Raw genomic sequence first — 21282 nt, forward strand, 5'->3', positions numbered from 1 at the left:
ATGGTGCTCACCCCGCGATGGCCTTGGCCCAGCCGGAGGCCACGACGGCCTTGGCCGCGGTGATCTGGGCCTGGGTCGGGAAGCTGACCGTGCCGGAGACGGTGGGCAGCGCGGCGTTGGCGGCGGCGTTCAGCGTGCCGGCCTTCTGCAGGGCCGCGTACTCGACCGGGCGGGCGAAGCCGCCGAGGAAGTCGTTCTGGCCCTCGGTGCTGTAGAGGAACTCCTCCCACAGGCGGGCGGCGGCCGGGTGCGGCGCCCACTTGTTGATGGCCTGGTTGTAGTACGAGGCGTAGACGCCGTCGGCCGGGACGGTGACGACCCAGTTGATGCCCTTGGACTTGAACGCCGAGGCGTAGCCCGCGTTGAGGTAGTCCCAGTCGATGGTGATCGGGGTCTCGCCGGACTCGACGGTGGACTGCGTGGCCTGGACCGGGTTGAAGTTGCCGGACTTCTTCAGCTTGGAGAAGTAGTCCAGGCCGGGCTGGATGTTGTCCAGGCTGCCGCCGTTGGCCAGGGCCGCGGCGAAGACGCCGGAGAAGGCCGCGTTGGCCTGCGTCGGGTCGCCGTCCAGGGCCACCTCGCCCTTGTAGACCGGGTTCAGCAGGTCGGCGAAGGTCGAGGGGCAGGACTTGACCTTGGAGGCGTTGCAGCCGATGGAGACGTAGCCGCCGTAGTCGTTGTACCACTCGCCGTTCGGGTCGGCCTGGCCCGCCGGGATGTCGCCGAAGGTGGCGACCTTGTAGGGGGCGAACAGGCCCTGCTGGGCGCCGCTGGAGGCGAAGGCGCTGCCGATGTCGACCACGTCGGGGGCGCGGTCCTGGCCCTTGCGGGTGGTGATCGCGTTGATCTCGTCCTGGCTCGAACCCTCGGGGTTCTCGTCGTTGATCTTGATGCCGTACTTCTTGGTGAAGGCAGCCATGATCACGCCGTAGTTGGCCCAGTTGCTCGGGAGGGTGATCGCGTTGAGCTGACCCTCCTTCTGCGCGGCCTTCACCAGGGCGTCCATTCCGCCGAACTGGGCGGCGGAGGTGGCCGTCGCGGCGCTCGCACCACCCTTGGCGGTGCTCGTCGTGCTGGATGTCGCGGAACCACAGGCGCTGAGGGTAAGCGCTGCGGCCACCAGGCAGCCGGTGAGGGCAGCGGCCCGGGAACGGGAGGAGGTCACGATGGCTCCTGAAGGAAGGGCGTCTGAAGGAGGGGCCGAGGGGGAGAACCCTCGGACTACTTGTTCGGACAAGTTGATGACAGTACGCCCGAGTCGGGTGACGGGATGGTGAACACAGCGTTTACAACTGCGTTCCTTTGCCCGTCGGTATCCCATCGGTTTGGTCCGGGTTTCGCTAGGCGCTCCGGATAACGGTACGATCACGCCGCTTCGTCCGCTCTGCCCACCCGCTGCTGGGGCGCCCTGTGCGTCTCGCTCCGCATGCGACCGGACTGTGCACAATCCGCCCCGCGCGGCCCCTCGCGCACCGGGTCCGTCCGACCAGGAGGTCCTACTGTGGCCGCACGCCACGAGGAGATCGCCGAGGAACTGCGCCAAGCCATCGACCGGGGCGGGTATCCGGTCGGCGGCACCCTGCCGACCGAGAGCGAGCTCGCCGCCCGGTACGAGGTCTCCCGGGGGACGGTCCGTCAGGCCGTCGCCGCCCTCACCGCGGAGGGCCGCATCGGCTCGCGCCAGGGGGCCCGCCGGGTCGTCCTGGGCAACCGCCGCAGCCAGAGCTTCGCCGAGCTGCGCAGCTTCGCCCAGTGGGCCCGCGCCATGGGCCGGGTCGCCAGCGGGCACGTCATCGACCAGCACAGACGCCCGGCCACCCCGGAGGACGTCGAACGGCTGATGATCACACCGGGGGAGGACGTGCTGCAGGTGCTCCGGGTGCGCGGCCTCGACGGCGAGCTCGTCCTGGTCGAGCGCAACGTCTACCCGCTCTGGGTGGCCGAGGCGGTGGAGCGCATCCCGGCCGACTGCGAATCCGTGGTCCACGCGCTCTACGAGGACATCGGCATCATCTTCGCCTACGGCGAGCACGTCATCGACGCCGTCGCCGCCGGAACCCAGGACGCCGAACTGCTCGGCATCCGCCGGGGCGGCCCGCTGCTGCGCATCCGCCGGGTCACCACCACGCACGCCGGTCGCCCGATCGAGTGGTCCGACGACCGCTACCGCTCCGGCACGGTCAGCTTCGCCATCGCCAACTCCATTGGCTCCAACCAGCTGGTCCGGCACCCGGGCTGAGCACCGGTCAGGCGTACGCCCCCGCGCCCACCAGCAGCAGTGCGGTGACCAGCAGGAACAGCGTGAAGCGCAGCCGGCGGCGGCGCGACCAGCGCCGACGGCCCGGCCCGGCCGCCCCCGGTGCCACGGCTGCCGCCCCCGCGGCGGCGCCCGTGCGTGCGGCGCCGCCCGTGGCCGGGCGGTCCGCCCGGGCCGGGGCCGCAGCGGAGCCGCCGACGCCGCTGGTACCGGTCCTGCCGCCGGTGCCGCTCGTGCTGCTCGTGCTGCCCGTGCCGGTCCTGCCGCCGGTACCGGCCGTGCCGCCGCCCGTGCCCGCCGGGCCTGCGGCGTCCGGTCCGCGCGGGTTCAGCCGCCGGGGCAGCGGGGGCTCCGGCAGCCGCCGCTGCGGCTCCGGGCGCCGCGCCGCGGGCAGCAGGCTGCGCGGGTCGGTGCGGGCCTCCTCGGCGCGCTCCTCCTGCGCCCGCAGCTCGCGCAGCCGCGGGCTCAGCTCGGGCGGCAGCGGCGGCTCGGTACCGACCGCCGCCCCGCCGACCGCACCGCCGTCGACCGCTCTGCCGCTCCCGGCCCCGTCCCGCTGCTCGAACCCGGCCTGCCGCGAACCCCTGTACGTGCTCATGCAGCCGAGAATGCCCTGTCCGCGCCGGGTCAAGCCACGCCGACCCGCCCGTGGGGCGGCCTGTTGCCGAGTTGGTGCACTCCGGTGAACGCGCCGGTAAACTTCGCGGGCCGCAGCACCGGTGCCGGAGCGTGCTGTCCCCGGCCGGGCCGGTTCGGCGTCCCTGGGCCACCGGCGGTACGGTTTCCTGCATATGAACGCCATCCCCACCTCCTCGGCGCCCGGTGGGGCGCCGCTCCCGACACCTCCCGCCGTGTCGGTGGTCATGCCGGTGCTGAACGAGTCGCGGCACCTGCGGGAGTCCGTCCAGCGGATCCTCGACCAGGAGTACCCGGCGGCCGTCGAGGTGGTCATCGCGCTCGGCCCCTCCGGGGACGACACCGACGAGATCGCCGCGGCGCTGGTCGCCGAGACCGCGGGCACCGCCCGCGAGGTCCGGACCGTGCCCAACCCGACCGGGCGCACCCCCGCCGGGCTGAACGCGGCCATCCAGGGCTCGCGCTACCCGGTGATCGTCCGCGTCGACGGCCACGGCCTGCTCACCCCCGGCTACATCGCCACGGCCGTCCGGCTGCTGGACGAGACCGGCGCGGTCAACGTCGGCGGGATCATGCACGCCGAGGGCGAGACCGAGTGGGAGAAGGCGGTCGCCGCCGCCATGACGTCCAAGATCGGCGTGGGCAACGCGGCCTTCCACACCGGCGGCCAGGCCGCCCCCGCGCACACCGTCTACTTGGGCGTCTTCCGCCGCGAGGTGCTGGAGAAGCAGGGCGGGTACAACGAGGAGTTCATCCGCGCCCAGGACTGGGAGCTGAACTACCGCATCCGCCAGGACGGCGGGCTGATCTGGTTCACCCCCGAGCTGCGGGTCACCTACCGGCCGCGCCCCACCGTCCGGGCGCTGGCCAGGCAGTACCGCGACTACGGCCGCTGGCGCCGGGTGGTCACCCGCTACCACCGGGGCTCGGTCAACCTGCGCTACCTGGCGCCCCCGGCGGCGGTGCTGGCCGTGGGCCTGGGCCTGGTCGGCGGCGCCGCGCTCAGCCCCTGGCTGCTGCTGGCCCCCGGCGGCTACCTGGCGGCGATCCTGGCCGGCTCGCTGCGGGAGGGCCGGGGGCTCGGCCCGGCGGCCCGGGCGCAGCTGCCGGTGGCCCTGGTGACCATGCACATGTCCTGGGGCTGGGGCTTCCTCACCAGCCCCCGCTCGCTGGCCCGCCGGGTCATCGCCAGCACCGCCCGGCCCACGCCGGTGCCCCCGGCGACCGTCCACATCTGACCGGGACCGGCCGGGAGGCCGCCCGCAGCCCGCGTACGGGGCTGCGGGCGGCCCCTGCTCACCAGCTGTAGACCGGGTTCACCCGGGCGCACTTGGCCTGGTTGCCGCTCTGCTGCGGCGCGGACGTCGGCACCGCGCCGGCCGAGGGCGGCGCGATCACCGGGAAGGTCTCCCCGGCGGGCCAGTCCGAGCCGATCACCAGCACCGGCCGCCGGTGGAAGGGCGAGGGCCGCAGCGCGCTCGGCGGCAGGTGCAGCGCGTCCGCCACCGCGACCGCCTCGGCCCGCCCCTGCGGGTCGGCCGGGTCGTAGCGGACGGTCGTGTAGTGCTGCGGCATCGGCGCGTTCAGGCCGTTGCGGGCCAGGGTGAAGCCCAGCCCGCGCAGCACCCCGGTCAGCTGCGCCGCCCGGCCCGGCACCCCGCTGCCGTTCTCCACGGTGATCCGGACGCCCCCCGGCGCGAGGGCCGGGACCGGCGGCTGCGGATCGGCGGACGTCGACGGCGCGGCCTGCGCCGGGATGCGTCCGTGCGCGTCCAGCGGGACGTCCCCCCGGACCATGGCGAACAACTCCTCGGCGTCGCCCGGCTTGGGGATCACCCAGGCCGTCGGGTTGGACGGGTCGGCCGCGTACGGCATGGTCGCGGTCGTCAGCCGGTCCGGCTGGATGCCCTTCAACTGGCTTGCCAGGGAGAGCAGTTTGCTGACGCTGTCGAGGCCGTCGTCCACCGTCAGCGCCCGGGTGGCGGCGTCCGCCAGGGTCAGCATCCGGGCCGGGTCGGTCAGCGTCCCGGCCGAGCGCAACTGCCGCATCAGCGAGGTGAGATACATGTGCTGCACCTGGGTGCGGTAGAGGTCGCTGCCGTCGCCGAAGCCGTGCCGTGAGCGCAGCCACTCCAACGCCTGGACGCCCTTGATCACATGGTCGCCCTTGGTCAGCCGCAGATGCGAGTACGGGTCGGCGACGTTGGCGGTGGTGCACACCGGCACCCCGCCCACCGCGTCGGCCATGCTGACCACGCCGCTGAAGTCGACCATCATGTAGTGGTCGATGTGAATGCCCGTCAACTCGTGCCAGGTGTAGACGGTGCAGCCCGGACCGCCGTGCGCCAGGCTGTCGGTGATCTGCTCGTGCGGCGCCTCCGGATAGTGCCGACCGGTCGCCGGATCGGTACAGGCCGGGATGTCCACCATGGTGTCCCGGGGGATGCTGATCAGCGAGGCGTTGCTGCGGTCCGCCGACACGTGCAGCAGCATCTCCACATCGGCGTGGGCCGGGCCGTTCACCGACGAGCGCGAACCGCCCAGGCTCAGGTCGGCCGCCGTGTCCCGGGTGTCGGAGCCGATCAGCAGGATGTTCAGCGGCATGTCGCCCGCCGCGTCCGGCTGCTCCTCGCCCTGGTCGCCGAAGCTCAGCGCGCCGTGCCGGATGTTGCTGTCCAGGTACGACACGTAGCCCCAGCCGCCGACGCAGCCGAGCACCACCACCAGCCCGCACCCCAGCGCGATCCGCCGCAGCAGTACGCCCTTGCCGGTCAGCCGGCGCTGTCGGCGCGGATCGCGGCGGCCCGCCTGCGGCTTCTGCCTGCGGCGGTGGGGGGAGGGGTGGTTGCTGCTCATCGGGGCCTGCCTTCGTACGCTCGGGCGGGTGCCCGGACGCACCGGGCTACTGGCTGCCGCAGCCGTTCGCGGCTCCGGCGCCGCCGCCGGCCGGGGCCGGAGCCGAGGCGGAGGGTGCAGCGGGGACGAGGACCGCGAACGGCTTGCCTATGCCGTGGAAGTCCTGGCCCAGCGTCAGCACCATCCGGCCGATCGTCCCGCCGGTGTCGCCGTCGCCGTGCAGCGCCGAGGCGGGCAGGCCCATCGCCTGGGCCAGCGCCCGGGCCTGGGAGGCGTGGTCGGGCGCGTAGACCAGCGTCGTCCTGGGGACGACCGCGGGCGCCGGGCCGCCGTTGCTGGAGCGCAGGTAGCCCTTGGTGTTCTGCATCCACTCCAGGACCGCCTCGGCCTGGCCGAAGGTGCCGCTGCCGTCCAGCACGGTCACCCGGATGTCGATCGGGGCGGCCTTGGAACCGTTGAGGAAGCTGCCGGAGACCGGCGGTTCGACGCTGGACGTCGGCGCCGGGGCGGCCGGGTGGGAGGCGCTGCAGGCCGACCGGGGCACGGCCGTCGTCGCGTTGTCGGCGTCGGCACTGGAGCCCCTGCTCAGCGCATAGGCGCTGGCGCCGCCCACGGCCACCAGGAAGCACAGCGCCCCGGCGATCCACGGGCCGGTGCGGACGCCGGGCTGCCGCCGCCGCGAGGCCCGTCCGCCGCCCGGGGCCGGGGCCGGTGAAGGTGCCTGCGCCTGGGCCGGAGTCGGCGCCGGGGCCAGGGGCGGGGCGGTCGTGGTGGCCGCCCACGCGGCGGGTGCGGCCGGTGCGGCGTACCCGGCCGGTGACGGCGGGGGCGGGCGCTCGCCCGGCTGCCGCAGCCGGTACTCGCCGGTGGCGGGGTCGAGGACCCACAGGTCGGCGGGGTCGATCTCGCCGCCCCCCGCGCCCAGCCCCTCACCAGTCCGCACGTGCCGCTCCGCTCCACGAATGCTGCTCCGAGTCGGCCAGACTAGCCGGTCGCCCCGGGGGGTGCGGTGCCGGTGACAAGTTCGCAGCTCAGCAGCAGGGCGTGAAGGCGATCACGCCGCGCGCCCCCGTGCGCCCCCGGTCATACCGGCGGGGGGCGCGCAGGGGCGCGGCACGAAAGGCGGCGGCGGTCGGCGGCGGCGGTCAGCCGACGCGGTGGGTCACCCGCTCGGAGGCGATCCGCTGCTCCATGGCCTCGGGAGCCAGCTGCCCGCTGTTGCGGCAGAGCACCACCGAGGCCCCGGCCGCCAGCGGTGCCAGCAGGCCCCCGCCCAGCCCGGCCCAGTCGTCGAACGACAGCGTGCTCAGCACCCGGTCCCCGGGCTTCAGGCCCAGGCTCTCGGCGTGGTCCCCGGCCAGCGTCACGGTCCGCCCGCCGGTCAGCTCCTCGCCGTCCACCACCAGCGCCGGACGGTCCGCGTCCACCGGGGCATACGGGACGAAACGGTCACCCTGCGCCGGGACCTCCGCGGCGTAGTCCACGAAACCGGCCGGCAGCTCCGGGAACCGCCCGCCCAGCGGGCGCAGCGCCAGCGCCACCCGCTCGCCCGGGCAGGCCAGCGCGGCGGCCAGCGTGTCCGGGCCGCTCACCACCAGCGCGGCCTCGGCGGGCTCGCCCCCGGGACACACCGTCAGCCCCACCGACCAGCAGGCGAACAGCCAGATGGCGGTCTGCCAGTGCGCGGGCAGCAGCAGCGCCACCCGGTCGTCGGGGGCGGCGGCCAGGTCGTCCTGCAGCAGGTTGGCGGTCTTCGCCACCCAGTTGTCGAAGGTCTTGACGGAGAGTTCGACTCTCTCGCCGGTGGCGTCGTCGTAGTAGGTGACCAGTGGTCGGGCCGGATCGGTCGCAAGGGCGGAGCGCAGCAGATCGGCGGGGGTCGCTGCGCCGCTGAGGGGTGTCTGGCTCATGGTGGGGTCCAGCCTATGCCTTGGGTCGGACGTGATCGCGCACCTGTACGGCGCAGCAGGGTCGCGTGGGCGCGAGCGTACTGTTGCCGGGGTGGAGATGGGAACGCCGGTGGCGTACGAGGTGTCGGGGACGGCCGCCCCGGAGGTCCGCCGAGCGGCCGCCCGGGACTGGCGTCCCGGCTGGGAGGCGGACCGGCGCGGGCTGCTGGCCGCGCTGGAGGTGCTGCGCTTCGGCTACGGCGACCCGGCCTTCCAGACCGCCGCCGACGGCGCGGTGTGGCGGGTGTCGCGCACCCCGGCCGGTCCGGGGACGCTGCGGATCGCCCCCGCGCCCGCCGACGGCGTGGTCCGGGCGCACGCCTGGGGCCCCGGCGCGGACTGGCTGCTGGACCGGCTCCCGGCGCTGCTCGGCGCCGACGACGACCCCTCCGGCTTCGACCCGTCGGCGCACCCGGTGCTGCGCGACGCCCACCGCCGCCATCCGCAGCTGCGGATCGGCCGGACCGGGCTGGTCATGGAGTCCCTGGTGCCGGCGGTGCTGGGGCAGCGGGTCACCGTCGGCGAGGCGCACCGGGCCTGGCAGTACCTGCTGCGCCAGCACGGCGGCCCGGCGCCGCTGCCGCCCCCCGGCTCCGCCCCCGGGCCGGTACCGGACGGGCTGCGGGTGGCCCCGGCCGCCCGCGACTGGGCCCTGGTGCCGTCCTGGTCCTGGCACCGGGCCGGGGTGGACGGCCAGCGCTCGGCCACCGCCGTGCGCGCCGCCCGGCTGGCCGCGCGGCTGGAGCGCGCCTCGGTGCTGCCGCCCGCCGAGGCGTCCGCGCTGCTGCGCAGCGTCCCCGGGATCGGGGTGTGGACGGTCGCCGAGACCGTCCAGCGCTGCAACGGGGACGCCGACGCGGTGACCGTCGGCGACCTGCACCTGCCCAACACCGTCGGCTGGGCGCTGGCGGGCCGTGAACGCACCGACGACGCGGGCATGCTGGACCTGCTGCGGCCCTACGCGGGGCACCGGCACCGGGTCTGCCGACTGATCCGGCTGATCGCGGTGCGCGCCCCGCGCCACGCGCCCCGCTACGCGCCCCACGACTTCCGCCGGATGTAGCCTGCCGCCGGATCGGGGCGGCCGCCGGGCCCGGCCGCTGACAGACCGGCCGCTACCGGACCTCGACGAAGGCGTCCGCGTCCCGTGCGGGACGCTCGGGGGCCGGGGCGGCCGGGCGGCCGACCGCGACCGCGCCCATCGGATCCCAGCCCGGGGGCAGGTCCAGCACCTCGCGGACGGTGTCCCGGCAGAACATGGTGGACGACACCCAGGCCGAGCCCAGCCCCTCGCCGGCCAGGGTGACCAGCAGGTTCTCCACCGCCGCGCCCAGCGCCACCACGAACATCTCCCGCTCGGCGGCGGCCCTGCGGTCGTCCGGGTAGGCGTGCGCGCCGTCCATGACCAGGCACGGCACGACCAGGTACGGCGCGTTGCGCAGCACATCGCCCCGGCGCACCCGGGTGGCCACGCGCTCCTCGCTCCAGCCGTCCAGCTCCCGCAGGTCCCGGTTCCAGGCAGCCAGCATGGCGTCCAGCAGCGCCGTCCGGGCCTCGGGCGACTCCAGCAGCACGAACCGCCACGGGGTGGTGTGGTGCGGCGCGGGCGCGGTGACCGCCGCCGCGACCGCGCGCCGGACCGCGCCCGGGTCCACCGGCTCGTCGGTGAACCGGCGCACGGTGCGCCGCCCGGTGACGGCCTCGCGGACCGCCTCCGAGGTGCCCAGTCGGAACATGTCCTCGGCCGCCGAGCGGATCAGCGGCCGTACACCGGGGCCGTCGTCCTCGGTCACCAGCCGGCCCAGCCCCCGCACCACCGCGACCGGGCGGCCGGAGGTCTTGCCCTTCACCAGGTCGGCGGCGGAGGCGAGTTCGTCGGCGGTGGCGGTGACGGTCAGCGCCAGCTCGTTGCCGTGCGAGTCGCTGCGGCCCCGGTGGTCCTCCAGCACGTCCAGCCCGGCCGCGCCGATGGCGACGTCGGTCAGGCCGTTGCGCCAGGGCCGCCCGAAGGTGTCGGTGACGACCACGGCGATCCGGGTGCCGGTCAGCTCGTGCAGCCGCTTGCGCAGCGCGCGGGCGGAGGCGTCCGGGTCCTCGGGCAGCAGCAGCACCGTCCCTGACGGGGTGTTGGAGGCGTCCACCCCGGCGGCGGCCATGACCAGGCCCTGCCGGTTCTCGACGATCCTGGTCCGCCCGCGCCGGGCGACCACGCGCACCGTCTCGGCGTCGATCGCCGCCTCCCGGTCGTCCGCCCGGACCAGCCGACCCTCGGCCTTGCTCACGATCTTGGAGGTGACCAGCAGGATGTCGCCGTCCCGGAGCCCGGCGTCCAGGCCGCCGCCGTCGATCGCGGCCAGCAGCAGCCCGGCCAGGTCGTCCCCGGCGGCCACCTCGGGGATGCCGGAGACCCCGCGTACCTCGAAGCCGCTCATGCCCGGCGCACCGCCTCGGCCAGCTCCAGCGCGGCGCGCGCCATGGCGGCGGTCCGTTCCACGTCGGTCATCCACAACGGCACGGCCCGGCAGGGGATCCCGGCCGCCTCCACCTCGGCGACGGCGTCCGCGTCCGCCTCGTCCACCAGCCACCCGTCCAGGAGCCCGGCCCCCTGGCCGCCGCCCCCGCTCGCGTCGCCGGGCGCCGCGGCCCTGCTGCCGTAGTGCCGGGCGACCGCGGCGGCCGAGGTCTCCACGCCGACGGCGGCCAGGACCTTGTCGGCCATGCCCCGGACCGGCGCCGCGCCGATGATCGGCGACAGGCCGACGACCGGCGCGGCGGCCGCGGCCACGGCCGCGCGGATGCCGGGCACGGCCAGGATCGTGCCCACGCTGACCACCGGGTTGGACGGCGGGAAGAGGATGACGTCGGCCTCGGCGATGGCCTCCAGCACGCCCGGCGCGGGCCTGGCGCTCTCCGCGCCGACCGGGATGATCGCCTCGGCCGGGACGGTGGCGTGCAGCTTCACCCAGAACTCCTGGAAGTGCACCGCCTTCTTCGCCCCGTCCTGCTCGATCAGGACGTGCGTCTCCACCCGGTCGTCGGACATCGGGATCAGCCGGACCCCCGGCTGCCAGCGGGCGCACAGCGCCTCGGTGACGGCGCTCAACGGGTAGCCCGCGCCCAGCATCTGGGTCCGCACGATGTGCGTGGCGAAGTCCTTGTCGCCCAGCCCGAACCACTCCGGGCCGACGCCGTACGCCTTCAGCTCGTCCTTGACGGCGAAGGACTCGTCGGCCCTGCCCCAGCCCTGCTCCTCGTGGATGCCGCCGCCCAGGGTGTACATCACGGTGTCCAGGTCCGGGCAGACCTTCAGCCCGAACAGGTGGATGTCGTCCCCGGTGTTGCCGATGACGGTGATGTCGGCCTGGGGCCCGACTGCTTCCTTGAGGCCGCGCAGAAAGCGCGCGCCGCCGATTCCTCCGGCCAGAACCACAATGCGCATGCCGACCATCCTCGCAGGTGCGCTCCCGGACGGGGGCTCCGGCCTGCGCGGCCGCCGGATCCGCCTGCCTCAGGCCGGGCCGCCGGTGTCAGGCCGGGGCCGGGGCGGTGGGGCTGGCCGCCGGCAGCGCGATCTCGAAGCAGCAGCCGCCGTGCACGTTGCGGACGGTCGCCCGCCCGGCGTGCGCCTCCACGATGCCGCGCACGATGGCCAGCCCGAGCCCCGCACCGGTGTCGCCGTGGTGCTGCACCGCCCCGGACGGCGCGGTGGGGACGCTGCGCGGGGTCCGGGCGCTGCCGCCGCGCCAGCCGGTCTCGAAGACCCGGGCGAGGTCCTGCTCGTCGATGCCGCCGCAGCCGTCGGTGACCGACACCACCACCTCCTGCTGCTCCCGCCGGGCTGCGACGGCGACCGTGCCGTCGGCCGGGGTCGAGCGGATGGCGTTGATCAGCAGATTGCCCAGCACCCGGGTGATCTCCCGGCTGTCCACCTCCACCGGCGCGGGCGCGACCCGGTCGCCGACCAGGCGCACCCCGCGCTCCCGGGCCAGCGGGTAGGCCCCGGCTATGGCGTCGCCGACCAGGTCGTAGACGGAGACCCGGGACAGGGTCAGGGTGAGCGCCCCGGCCTGGATGCGGGACAGCTCGAACAGGTCGTCGACCATGCCGGTGAGCCGGTCCACCTCGGTGCGCATCCGGGCGTGGTAGCGCTGCGGGTCGTCGGCGACCCCGTCCTCCAGCGCCTCCGCCATCGCCCGCAGTCCGGCCAGCGGGGTGCGCAGGTCGTGCGAGATCCAGGCGATCAGCTCCCGCCGGGAGGACTCCAGGGCGCGCTCGCGCTCCCGGGAGCGGGCCAGACGGGCGCTGGTGGCGGCCAGTTCGGAGCTGAGCGCGGCCAGTTCCGAGCTGAGCGGCCCGGCCGGGGCGGTGAAGCCGTCGTCGCTGCCCACCGTCCGCGCGGCCCGGGTCAGCGCCCGGCTGCCGACCACCACCTGACGGCTGAGCAGCGCGGCGACCGCCAGCGACACCAGGCAGCCCATGATCAGCACGATGGTGACCACGGCGTAGTCGTGGCGCATCAGCAGCATGGCGCGGGCGACCGCGATGGTGCTGGCGGACAGCGACAGGGCGGTCACCAGGGCCACCGTGAACAGCGACAGGGCCAGCGAGCGGCGGCGCAGCAGCACGATGGCGGGCCAGCCGAGCAGCCCGGCCACTCCGGCCCCGGCGGCGGCGTAGCCGGCCATCACCAGGTAGTCGTTCATGCGCCCGCCCCGCGCGCGGCCCCGGCCGAGCCGGCCCCGGTTGCGGACCCGTCTTCGGCCCCGGCCCCGGCCCCGGCCCCGTCCGGGTCCGCGTCTGCCGTGTCCGCTGCGGCCGGGACCGGGTCGAAGCGGTAGCCGACGCCCCAGACGGTGGTGATCAGCCGGGGCGCGGCCGGGTCGTCCTCGACCTTCTCCCGCAGCCTGCGGACGTGCACGGTGACCGTGGAGAGGTCGCCGAAGTCCCAGCCCCAGACGTTGCGCATGAGCTCCTCGCGGCCGAAGGCGGTGCCCGGGTGCTGCAGCAGGAAGGCCAGCAGGTCGAACTCGCGCAGGGTCAGCGTCAGTTCCCGCCCGGCGCGTTGGGCGCGCCGGGCCGCAGGGTCGAGCACCAGGTCCCCGGCGCGCAGCGGCTCCGGGGAGGGCGGGGGCGGCGGGCTCGCGCTGCGGCGCAGCACCGACTGGATCCGCAGCATCAGCTCGCGCGGCGAGAAGGGCTTGGTGACGTAGTCGTCCGCGCCGAGTTCCAGGCCGAGGATCCGGTCGTGCTCGTCGCCCTTGGCGGTGAGCATCACGACGGGCAGGGCCCTGGTGGCCCGGTCGGCGCGGATCTGCCGACAGACCTCCAGGCCGTCGATCCCGGGCAGCATCAGGTCCAGGACGAGCAGGTCGGGGCGGGTCTCGGCGACGCGCTCCAGCGCGGCGCGGCCGTCCTCGGCGCGCTCGACGAGGTAGCCGGCCCGGAGCAGGTAGCCGGCCACGACCTCGGCGACGGTGGGGTCGTCGTCGACGACCAGGATGCGGGTCACCCTTACGAGGGTAGGAGCCCCCGCGCCTTGCAGGTCCGGCCCGGGCCCGACCGTACGACTTCCGTAAGGATCTGCGTGAGGGGCTACAGGGTCCGGCTGTCGGCCGTGGGCGCGGCGGCGTGCTGCTCCCCGGCGCGCGGCCGGGACCAGCCCGAGCCGTACGGCGTCATCTCGGTGAGCCCAGGGAAGTAGACGTGGACGCTGACGGCGGGCTCCAGCGAGTCGTTCACCACCTCGTGCAGGTAGCCGGGCGCGAACATCCGCTGGGCGCCCTCGCCGAGCCGCCGCACGGTCTGCCCGGCGCCGGTCAGCGAGCGCTCGGTCAGCTCGCCCTGGAGCACGGAGAGCACGCCGGAGGAGCGGCCGTGGTCGTGGCCGCCGCTGCCCTGGCCGGGCAGCCAGCTGAGCAGCCACACCTCGTACCCGGGGCCGGTCTCCAGCCGGGAGTACCAGCGGGTCAGTGCGTCGTAGCGGACCAGCGGACGCCAGCGGTCCGGGTCGGCGGCGACGGCGCGGGCGAGCGCGGCGAAGTCGCCGACGGTGGTCGGCCGGGTGAGCGGGGCGGGCGCGAGGTGCGGCCAGGCCAGCGGGTCGCCGGCGATGCTGACATCGCTCAGGCCGTCGTAGGACACGCGGGTGGACTGGGGGCGAGACACGTGAGAGGTCCTTGCTGAAGCCGTGTGCGGGGGAGTGGCGGAGACTTCCCGGGCGGCCTGCCGTCCCTTCACGCGCTGCGGCGCATGAGCGGCGGCATCGGCCTGAGGGCCTGTGAAGGACAGGCCCTAGCTACAGCAACGACAACAGAGCGCGCTGGAGCCACGACGGAGCGCGCCGTGGAGGCTCCTGGTGGTTGCGCGGTGCTCTGACATAGCCGATAGCACATCCTGCACGGCGGTCCCTTGTCAACCTGGACCGGGGCGCTGCGCCCCAAATCACCTGATCGGGCGATATGCCCCAGTTTTGGTTTGGCCTCCCGGACCCCCGGGAACAAGGCGTTCCAACATGCTGCGCCCCTGTGCGCACACCTGTTCACGGCGCGTCCGTGACGGTTCCGCAACCGGCCACCCCCGGAATCCCGTCCCTGTACACGGGCGTCCGGTGCAGGGCGTCCGGCGCTCGCGGCCGACCGCCGCGGCTCCGGCCGCAGCGGCGGGAGTGCGTCGAGGCGGGGCTGAAGTGCGGATTTCTGGTTTGTCCGGTTATGCACACTTATCGTGGCCGCTTGGTTCCAGGGAGTGAATCCCGGGCCCAATACCAGAGCACAGCTTGACTGGGCCAGAGTGGCGCACTTGTAATTTCACTCGTGTCGTTTCGTCACTTCGACAACGGCCGCCACGGGGACGCACGCTAAGAGGGGTAGGAGACGCGCTGATGAGCGAGCTCTTTGAGTTGATGATCGCCGATGACGAAACCGGCGAGGAAGAGCTCGGCTGGCAGGAGCGCGCCCTCTGCGCCCAGACCGACCCCGAGTCCTTCTTCCCCGAGAAGGGCGGCTCCACCCGCGAGGCCAAGAAGGTCTGCCTTGCCTGCGAGGTCCGCTCCGAGTGCCTGGAGTACGCCCTGGCCAACGACGAGCGCTTCGGCATCTGGGGCGGCCTCTCCGAGCGCGAGCGCCGCCGCCTCAAGAAGGCCGTCGTCTGACCGCCCGCCGACCGCAGTCCCCGCCGCCCCGACCGGTTCCCCCTGGTCGGGGCGGTGCCGTGTCCGCCTCCGCGTGCCCCCGGCGGCCGCTGCGCGACCGGTGACCCGCCACCGGTTCCCTACCTCCCCGGAAACACCCGTTAGTGTGGTGCGCTCCAACCGGGCGCGTCCCCACAGGCGCCCCGGCGACCCGCGCACCACCGGACCGGAAGCCGGCACCACCAGGCCCCGCCCCGGGAACGCGCACACCCTGCCATCCAGCGAACCGGGGCCAGCCACCGCGATGACTGCCACAGCGACTCCCTACGGCCACCCCACGTCGGGACGCCCGCCCGCGTACCCCCGGCACCTGGTCACCGCCGTCCTGGTCGCCCACGACGGAGCCCGCTGGCTGCCGCAGGCCCTGAACGGCCTCTTCGCCCAGGACCGCCCCGTCCAGCGGATCCTCGCCGCCGACACCGGCTCCACCGACCGCACCCCGCAGCTGCTCGCCGACGCCCTCGGCCCCGACGCCGTCCGCCAGTACGGCCGCCGCACCGGCTTCGGCACCGCCGTCAACGAGACCGTGCGCGGCAGCAGCCCGCTGCGCCCCGAGGACCTCCCCTACGCCATCGGCGCCGTCGGCTACGACCCGGTCGAGGACGGCGGCGGCGACCAGTTCGGCGACCCGCTCGGCCACCACGACGAACTCGCCGCCGACCAGCTCCTCGCCGGGGGCTCCACCGAGCCCGTCGAATGGCTGTGGCTGCTCCACGACGACTGCGAGCCCGCGCCCGACGCGCTGCGCAAGCTGCTCCAGGTCGCCGAGACCACCCCCACCGCCGCCGTCGTCGGCCCCAAGCTCCGCAGCTGGTACGACCGCAGGCAGCTGCTGGAGGTCGGCGTCAGCATCGCCCGCAGCGGCCGCCGCTGGACCGGCCTGGACCGCCGCGAACAGGACCAGGGCCAGCGCGACCAGGTCCGCCCGGTGCTCTCCGTCTCCACCGCCGGGATGCTGATCCGCCGCGACGTCTTCGAGCAGCTCGGCGGCTTCGACAAGGCCCTGCCGCTGATGCGCGACGACGTCGACCTGTGCTGGCGCGTCGCCGCCGCCGGGCACCGCACCGTCGTCGCCCCCGACGCCGCCATGCGCCACGCCGAGGCCGCCAGCCGCGAACGCCGCCCCATCGACTGCGCCCGCCCGGGCCACCCGCACCGCATCGACAAGGCCGGCGCGGTCTTCACCCTGCTCGCCAACTCCCGCGGCCTGCTGCTGCCCTACCTGCTGCTGCGGATCACCCTCAGCACCCTGCTCCGGGCGCTCGGCTACCTCCTCGGCAAGACCCCCGGCCAGGCCGTGGACGAACTCGCCGGCCTGGCCCACGTGCTGCTGCGCTTCGGCGCCGTCGTCGCCGCACGCGGCCGCCGCCGGCGCACCCGCAGCCCCGACGCCATCGACGACCGCAGCCTGTTCCCCGCGCCCGGCGCCACCACCCGCGCCGCCGTGGAGAACCTGGTGGCCGAATTCGCCGGGCGCACCGGCAACGAGGCCATGTCCAGCCGACACGGCTCGGTCGAGTCCGGACCGGTCGACGACGACGCCGAGTTCCTGGAGATCGAGCAGTTCGCCCGGCTCAAGCGGATCGCCCGCAAACCCGCCCCGGTGCTCTTCGCCGGACTGCTGCTGATCACACTGGTCGCCTGCCGCAACCTCATCGGCACCGGCGCCCTGTACGGCGGCGCGCTGCTGCCCACCCCCGGCGGCGCCGGCGACCTGTGGCAGCAGTACGCCGCGACCTGGCAGGCCAACGGCGTCGGCTCGGCCGGCGGCGCGCCCCCCTACCTGGGCGTGCTCGCCGCACTGGCCACCCTCACCTTCGGCAACCCCAGCCTGGCCGTGGGCCTGGTGCTGATCCTGGCCGTCCCGCTGGCCGGGGTCTCCGCCTACCTGGTCTCCCGGCCGCTGATCGCCTCCCGCTTCGTCCGCGCCTGGGCCAGCGCCGGATACGCCCTGCTGCCCGCCGCCACCGGCGCCCTCGCCCAGGGCCGCATCGGCACCGCCATCCTGGCCGTGCTGCTGCCGCCGCTGGCCCGCGCCGCCGCCATCGCCGTCGGCCTCGGCATCCGCCGCGAGACCGCGGCCCGCGGCGGACGCCCCGGCTGGCGCAGCGCCTGGGTGGCCGCCCTGCTGCTCACCCTCACCACCGCCTTCGTACCGCTCGCCTGGGTGCTCGGCCTGCTGCTGATGCTCGGCGCGCTGATCGCCGCCCTCCTGCGCGGCGGCGCCTTCGGCAGCGGCGTCAGCGCGCTGCGCAGCCTGGGCCTGCGCTGCCTGGTCATCGCCGGAACCCCGCTGCTGGTGCTCGCGCCCTGGTCGCTCGGCCTGTTCGCGCACCCCGGCCGACTGCTGCTGGAGGCCGGCATCCCCGGCGCGGTCGGCCCCACCGCGACGCCGACCAACCTGCTGCTGCTCAGCCCCGGCGGCAGCGGCGCGGTCCCCGGCGTCCTGGTCGTCGGCATCGTGCTGGCGGCCCTGGCCGCGCTGCTGCGCGCCGACCGCCGCCGGGCCGTCGTCGCCGCCTGGGGCGGGGCCTGCGTCGGTCTGCTCGGCACCGTCCTCACCGGCACCGCCAAGGTCGTCCCCGGACCGGGCCAGGCCCCGGTGTCGGTCTGGGCCGGACCGGCGACGCTGATCGCCGGGATCGCGCTGCTCTCCGCCGCCGCCATCGGCGCGGACGGCGCCCGGGCCCGGGTCGCCGGAATCGACTTCGGCTGGCGGCAGCCGGTCGCGGCGGTCGTCCTGCTCACCGCCGGGCTCGCCCCGGTCGCCGCAGCCGGCTGGTGGGTGGTCCGCGGCGCGGACGGCCCGCTGGCGCGCGGCAACGGCCAACTGGTGCCCGCCTTCATCGCCCAACAGGCGGACAGCGTCGAACAGGTGCGCACCCTGGTGCTGCGCACCGGCGACAACGGCGGCGTGGTCTCGTACGCCCTGGTGCGCGGCGCGGGCCCGACCGTCGGCAGCGCCGAGGCCACCGACGCCACCAAGCCCTCCGCCGACCTGGGTGCGCTGATCGGCAACCTGGTCGCGGGCGCGGGCGGCGACCCCGCCTCCCAGCTGGCCGACTACGCCGTGCAGTACATCCAGGTGCTCGCGCCGGTCAGCACCCAGGTCAGCGACGCCCTCGACGGCACCCCCGGCCTCACCCGGCTGAACGAGCAGCAGAGCGGCAGCATCTGGCGGCTCACCCAGAACGTCGCCCGGGCCGCCATCCAGGCCCCCGGCAGCGCGGACGTCAACGTGCCGTCCGGCGCGGTGGACGTGCACGCCACCATCCCCTCCGGCTCCTCCGGCCGGGTGCTGCGGCTCGCCGACTCGGCCGACCCCGGCTGGCACGCCACCCTCGACGGCACGGCGCTCACCCCGACCGCCCCGGTCGACGGCTGGGCGCAGGGCTTCCAGCTCCCGGCCAACGGCGGCAGGCTGGCGGTCTCCTACAGCGAGAGCACCGGCCACGTCGGCTGGATCGCCGGGCAGTGCTTCCTGGCGCTGGTGGTGCTGGTGCTGGCGCTCCCGGGACGGCGCGACCGGCGCGACGACGACCAGCCCGAGGACGGCGAGAGCCCGGAGGCGCTGGCCGCAGCCGCCGACGTACCGGCGCCGGGCTCGCGCCGGGCCCGCCGGCTCGCGGCGGAGGCACCGGACGGCCCGCAGGCGCCGGGCGACCCCCTGGCCCCTGGCGACCCCGTGGCCCCGGGCGGTGAGGCCGCGCCCGGCCAGGACCCCTTCCAGCCGTTCGACCCCGCCGCCGCCGCCGACCCCGGCCCGGCCCCCGATGCCGACGCTCCGGCCACCGGGCCCGCCGCCGAACCTGCCCCGGCCTTCGTCCCGAGCCAGCAGAGCTGGGAGCAGCAGGGCTACCCGCAGCAGCCCGCCGCCCAGCCCTACGGCTGGGACCAGTACCAGGCGCCGGCCCAGCCCTACGAGCAACAGGAGTACGAGCAGCAGTCGTACGAGCAGGCGTACCCGGTCGAGCCGGGCTACCAGCAGCCGTACTACCCGGAGCAGCCGTACCCCGAGCAGCCGCAGCCCTACCAGGAGCAGCCGTACTACGGCGAGGGCTACCCGGCCGAGCCGGGCCGGCCGGCCGACCCCGGCTACCCGCCGCAGCAGGGCTACGACTGGCCCGGCGGCGCGCCCGTGCCCGGCCAGGCCGTGCCGCAGCACGACACCGGCGCCTACGGCTCCCTCCCGCCCGACGACCCGTGGCTCCAGGGCAACGACACGCACGGCACCCACCACGACGGAACCGGGAACTGAGCCGAGATGATCAGCCGTACCACGCAGTCCCTGCTCGGAGCCGTCGGTGTGCTCGCGCTGGCCGTGGGCATCGCCGAGGTCCATCCGCCGACGGGTCAGGCGGCCGTCTCCGGCACCACCGTGCGGACCGCGGTGCAGAACACCAGCCTGGTCTGCCCGCCGCCGCTCCAGGGCAGCGGCGGCACGGTCTACAGCCTCGCCGCCCCGGGGTCGGCCAGCTCCGCCTCGACCAGCGGCAGCGCCTCGCTGCAGGCGCTCGCCGCGGCCCCGGCGACCGGCGGCGCCCCCTCGGCGTCCGCCTCCGCCCCCGCGGCCCCGGCGCAGACCGTGGTCACGCAGACCTCCGTCGGCGGCTCCACCACCGCCAAGGCCGCCGCCGGGGACAAGGCGCCCGCGCTGCTCGCCGCCGCCACCGGGGCCACGGCCCCCGGCTTCACCGTGCAGCAGACCACGACCACCGGCGCGATCCTCTCCGGGACGGCCTGCACCGCCCCCGGCACCGACTTCTGGTTCGCCGGAGCCGACTCGAACAAGGGCAGCAACGACGTCATCGAGCTGACCAACACCGAGTCCACCGCCTCCGACGCCGACATCCACATCTTCAACGTCTCCGGCGAGGTCGAGGACGCCCAGGCGTCCAACCTGGACATCCCCGCCGACGGCAGCCTGTCGCTGTCGCTGTCGAGCCTGCTCAGCCCCTTCAACACCAACACCGCGCTGGCCGTGCACGTGGTCGTGCACACCGGCCGGATCGCCGCCGCGCTGCACGCCGACAGCGGCAGCAAGGGCGCCGACTGGATCCCGGCCACCACCCTCGGCACCACCCAGATCATCTCCGGGCTGCCCGGCGACCTCAGCGACGCCACCCTGGTGGTCGCCGACCCGGGCACCAGCGACGCCGACCTGAACGTCCAGCTCGCCTCGCAGAGCGGCTGGATCACCCCGGCCGGGCACGAGACCGTCCAGGTCAAGGCGGGCACGGTGACCTCCGTGGACCTCGGCGCCATCACCCGGGGCCAACCGGCCGCGCTGCGGCTGTCACCCGCCTCCGACACCGGCCAGGCGCCCGCGCCGGTCGTCGCCGGCATCGAGGTGGTGCGCGGCAGCGGCACCTCGACCGACACCGGCTACCTGACCGGGACGGGCCCCATCGGGGAGCGCGCCACCGCGGCGGGCCTCTCCGCCGGGGATTCCACGCTGCTGCTCACCGCCACCGGCGCGGCCTCCACGGTCAAGGTCAGCTCGGTCGGCGGCAGCGGCTCCACCCCGGTCGTGCAGCAGGTGACCATCCCGGCCGGTACGACGGTCGCGGTGACGCCCAAGGCGCCGTCCGGCGGCGGGACGTTCGCGGTCACCGTCGAACCCGCGTCCGGCGGGCCGGTCTACGCGGCACGCATGATCAGCCGGAAGAGCGGTTCGGTGCCCGGCTTCACCCTCCAGCAGCTCTCGGACGACCACAGCACGGTGGAGATCCCGCACGTCGTCCAGGACGGCTCGGTCCTGCTGCCCTGACCGGCCGGGCCGGTCAGGGCCGGGGCGCCCGACCGGCCCAGCCGCCGTCAGTCGTCCTCGCCGAAGCGGGGGTCCACCGCCTCCGGCTCGACCCCCAGGAACTCGGCGACCTGCTCCACCACGATCTCGTGGACCAGCGCGGCGCGCTCGTCCCGTCCCTTGGCCCGGCTCTCCACCGGCCGCCGGTAGACCACGATCCGCGGCGCGCCGCCCTTCGGGGCGGGCAGCAGCCGCGCCAGCGGCACGTCGTCCGCCCGGGCGTCCTCGGGCTCCTGCTCCGGCTCGCCCGGAAGCGGCCCGGGCACGTCCTGGACGGCGAACTCCACCTCGCCCAGCTGCGGCCAGCGCCGCTCCAACCGCTCCACCGACTCGCGCACGTAGTCGTCGAAGATCTCCGATCTGCTCAGCGCGATCGGCACCTGCGGGGGCGCGAGCGGGCCGCGCAGCCCGCGACCGTGTCGGTCCCGTCGGCGCGGGCGGCTGTCGGAGGCGGCTGGTCTGTCCACCCGGGCAACACTACTGAAGGTTTGCCCCCGATCCAGGCCATCCGGGGACGCCGCCGGGGGCGTCTTCGGGACATGTTCGTGGCACATTCCGGGCGACACACGGGGATGGTCGTCGCGGC

At 75.2% G+C, this 21282-nt stretch carries 17 protein-coding genes; 6 read left to right on the forward strand and 11 right to left on the reverse strand.

What is annotated here, in order from left to right; genetic code table 11:
* Positions 1-7: 7 nt before the first annotated feature.
* Positions 8-1165, reverse strand: coding sequence for an ABC transporter substrate-binding protein (locus GXW83_RS05505; protein ID WP_182441776.1), 1158 nt, complete (start codon positions 1163-1165; stop codon positions 8-10).
* 336 nt (positions 1166-1501) lie between these two features.
* On the opposite strand from GXW83_RS05505, the gene GXW83_RS05510 reads away from it, so the two are divergent.
* Positions 1502-2239 (forward strand): GntR family transcriptional regulator, encoded by a 738-nt coding sequence (locus tag GXW83_RS05510; RefSeq protein ID WP_182441777.1) that lies wholly within the window; start codon positions 1502-1504, stop codon positions 2237-2239.
* Positions 2240-2246: 7 nt separating this feature from the next.
* On the opposite strand, the gene GXW83_RS05515 is transcribed toward GXW83_RS05510, so the two are convergent.
* Positions 2247-2855: a hypothetical protein gene (locus GXW83_RS05515; RefSeq protein WP_182441778.1), complete on the reverse strand. Its 609-nt coding sequence runs from the start codon at positions 2853-2855 to the stop codon at positions 2247-2249.
* Between the two features lie 193 nt (positions 2856-3048).
* Between GXW83_RS05515 and GXW83_RS05520 the strand changes: the two genes are divergently transcribed.
* Positions 3049-4131 (forward strand): glycosyltransferase family 2 protein, encoded by a 1083-nt coding sequence (locus GXW83_RS05520; RefSeq protein WP_182441779.1) that lies wholly within the window; start codon positions 3049-3051, stop codon positions 4129-4131.
* Positions 4132-4189: 58 nt separating this feature from the next.
* Here the strand turns inward: GXW83_RS05520 and GXW83_RS05525 are convergent, their stop codons facing one another.
* The 3 genes from GXW83_RS05525 to GXW83_RS05535 all read right to left on the reverse strand — a co-directional run bounded on the left by GXW83_RS05525 (position 4190) and on the right by GXW83_RS05535 (position 7659).
* Entirely contained in the window at positions 4190-5749 is a 1560-nt protein-coding gene (locus GXW83_RS05525) for an LCP family protein (RefSeq protein ID WP_182441780.1), read from the reverse strand.
* A 46-nt stretch (positions 5750-5795) separates the two neighbouring features.
* On the reverse strand, positions 5796-6692 hold the full coding sequence (locus tag GXW83_RS05530) for a LytR C-terminal domain-containing protein (RefSeq protein WP_182441781.1): 897 nt from the start codon (positions 6690-6692) through the stop codon (positions 5796-5798).
* Between the two features lie 202 nt (positions 6693-6894).
* A complete protein-coding gene (locus GXW83_RS05535; protein WP_182441782.1) occupies positions 6895-7659 on the reverse strand; it encodes a TIGR03089 family protein in 765 nt (254 codons plus the stop codon).
* Between the two features lie 97 nt (positions 7660-7756).
* Here GXW83_RS05535 and GXW83_RS05540 point away from each other — a divergent pair, with 97 nt between their 5' ends.
* On the forward strand, positions 7757-8761 hold the full coding sequence (locus tag GXW83_RS05540; RefSeq protein WP_225447439.1) for a DNA-3-methyladenine glycosylase: 1005 nt from the start codon (positions 7757-7759) through the stop codon (positions 8759-8761).
* Between the two features lie 52 nt (positions 8762-8813).
* Here GXW83_RS05540 and GXW83_RS05545 read toward each other — a convergent pair whose 3' ends face one another.
* From GXW83_RS05545 to GXW83_RS05565, 5 genes are all read right to left on the reverse strand, one after another.
* Positions 8814-10130: a coenzyme F420-0:L-glutamate ligase gene (locus tag GXW83_RS05545; protein ID WP_182441783.1), complete on the reverse strand. Its 1317-nt coding sequence runs from the start codon at positions 10128-10130 to the stop codon at positions 8814-8816.
* Positions 10127-11137, reverse strand: coding sequence for a 2-phospho-L-lactate transferase (gene cofD, locus GXW83_RS05550; RefSeq protein WP_182441784.1), 1011 nt, complete (start codon positions 11135-11137; stop codon positions 10127-10129). The genes GXW83_RS05545 and cofD overlap by 4 nt, the downstream gene beginning before the upstream one ends.
* Positions 11138-11225: 88 nt before the next feature.
* Positions 11226-12401, reverse strand: a complete 1176-nt coding sequence (locus tag GXW83_RS05555; protein ID WP_182441785.1) for a cell wall metabolism sensor histidine kinase WalK — start codon at positions 12399-12401, stop codon at positions 11226-11228.
* Entirely contained in the window at positions 12398-13198 is an 801-nt protein-coding gene (locus GXW83_RS05560; RefSeq protein WP_182447103.1) for a response regulator transcription factor, read from the reverse strand. Before GXW83_RS05560 ends, GXW83_RS05555 begins: the two co-directional genes overlap by 4 nt.
* A 92-nt stretch (positions 13199-13290) precedes the next feature.
* The gene (locus GXW83_RS05565) at positions 13291-13863 is read right to left on the reverse strand and encodes a cysteine dioxygenase family protein (protein ID WP_225446771.1); all 573 of its coding nucleotides are present in this window, start codon (positions 13861-13863) and stop codon (positions 13291-13293) included.
* Between the two features lie 715 nt (positions 13864-14578).
* On the opposite strand from GXW83_RS05565, the gene GXW83_RS05570 reads away from it, so the two are divergent.
* The 3 genes from GXW83_RS05570 (at position 14579) to GXW83_RS05580 (ending at position 20657) form a co-directional block, all read left to right on the forward strand.
* Positions 14579-14848, forward strand: a complete 270-nt coding sequence (locus GXW83_RS05570; protein WP_182441786.1) for a WhiB family transcriptional regulator — start codon at positions 14579-14581, stop codon at positions 14846-14848.
* A gap of 283 nt (positions 14849-15131) precedes the next feature.
* Entirely contained in the window at positions 15132-19145 is a 4014-nt protein-coding gene (locus tag GXW83_RS05575) for a glycosyltransferase family 2 protein (protein WP_182441787.1), read from the forward strand.
* Positions 19146-19151: 6 nt separating this feature from the next.
* On the forward strand, positions 19152-20657 hold the full coding sequence (locus GXW83_RS05580; protein ID WP_182441788.1) for a DUF5719 family protein: 1506 nt from the start codon (positions 19152-19154) through the stop codon (positions 20655-20657).
* A 47-nt stretch (positions 20658-20704) separates the two neighbouring features.
* Here GXW83_RS05580 and GXW83_RS05585 read toward each other — a convergent pair whose 3' ends face one another.
* Complete coding sequence (locus GXW83_RS05585) at positions 20705-21163, reverse strand: metallopeptidase family protein (protein WP_225446772.1); 459 nt, start codon at positions 21161-21163, stop codon at positions 20705-20707.
* Between the last annotated feature and the right edge of the window lie 119 nt (positions 21164-21282).

The sequence above is a fragment of the Streptacidiphilus sp. PB12-B1b genome, assembly GCF_014084125.1.
Taxonomy (GTDB): Bacteria; Actinomycetota; Actinomycetes; order Streptomycetales; family Streptomycetaceae; genus Streptacidiphilus.

What these genes read in the sequence shown, in the direction of transcription:
- GXW83_RS05580 (WP_182441788.1), top strand. Translation starts at nt 19,152, where the DNA reads ATGATCAGCCGTACCACGCAGTCCCTGCTCGGAGCCGTCGGTGTGCTC.
- GXW83_RS05545 (WP_182441783.1), bottom strand. Translation starts at nt 10,130, where the DNA reads ATGAGCGGCTTCGAGGTACGCGGGGTCTCCGGCATCCCCGAGGTGGCC.
- cofD (WP_182441784.1), bottom strand. Translation starts at nt 11,137, where the DNA reads ATGCGCATTGTGGTTCTGGCCGGAGGAATCGGCGGCGCGCGCTTTCTG.
- GXW83_RS05570 (WP_182441786.1), top strand. Translation starts at nt 14,579, where the DNA reads ATGAGCGAGCTCTTTGAGTTGATGATCGCCGATGACGAAACCGGCGAG.
- GXW83_RS05540 (WP_225447439.1), top strand. Translation starts at nt 7,757, where the DNA reads ATGGGAACGCCGGTGGCGTACGAGGTGTCGGGGACGGCCGCCCCGGAG.
- GXW83_RS05515 (WP_182441778.1), bottom strand. Translation starts at nt 2,855, where the DNA reads ATGAGCACGTACAGGGGTTCGCGGCAGGCCGGGTTCGAGCAGCGGGAC.
- GXW83_RS05520 (WP_182441779.1), top strand. Translation starts at nt 3,049, where the DNA reads ATGAACGCCATCCCCACCTCCTCGGCGCCCGGTGGGGCGCCGCTCCCG.
- GXW83_RS05525 (WP_182441780.1), bottom strand. Translation starts at nt 5,749, where the DNA reads ATGAGCAGCAACCACCCCTCCCCCCACCGCCGCAGGCAGAAGCCGCAG.
- GXW83_RS05555 (WP_182441785.1), bottom strand. Translation starts at nt 12,401, where the DNA reads ATGAACGACTACCTGGTGATGGCCGGCTACGCCGCCGCCGGGGCCGGA.
- GXW83_RS05535 (WP_182441782.1), bottom strand. Translation starts at nt 7,659, where the DNA reads ATGAGCCAGACACCCCTCAGCGGCGCAGCGACCCCCGCCGATCTGCTG.
- GXW83_RS05575 (WP_182441787.1), top strand. Translation starts at nt 15,132, where the DNA reads ATGACTGCCACAGCGACTCCCTACGGCCACCCCACGTCGGGACGCCCG.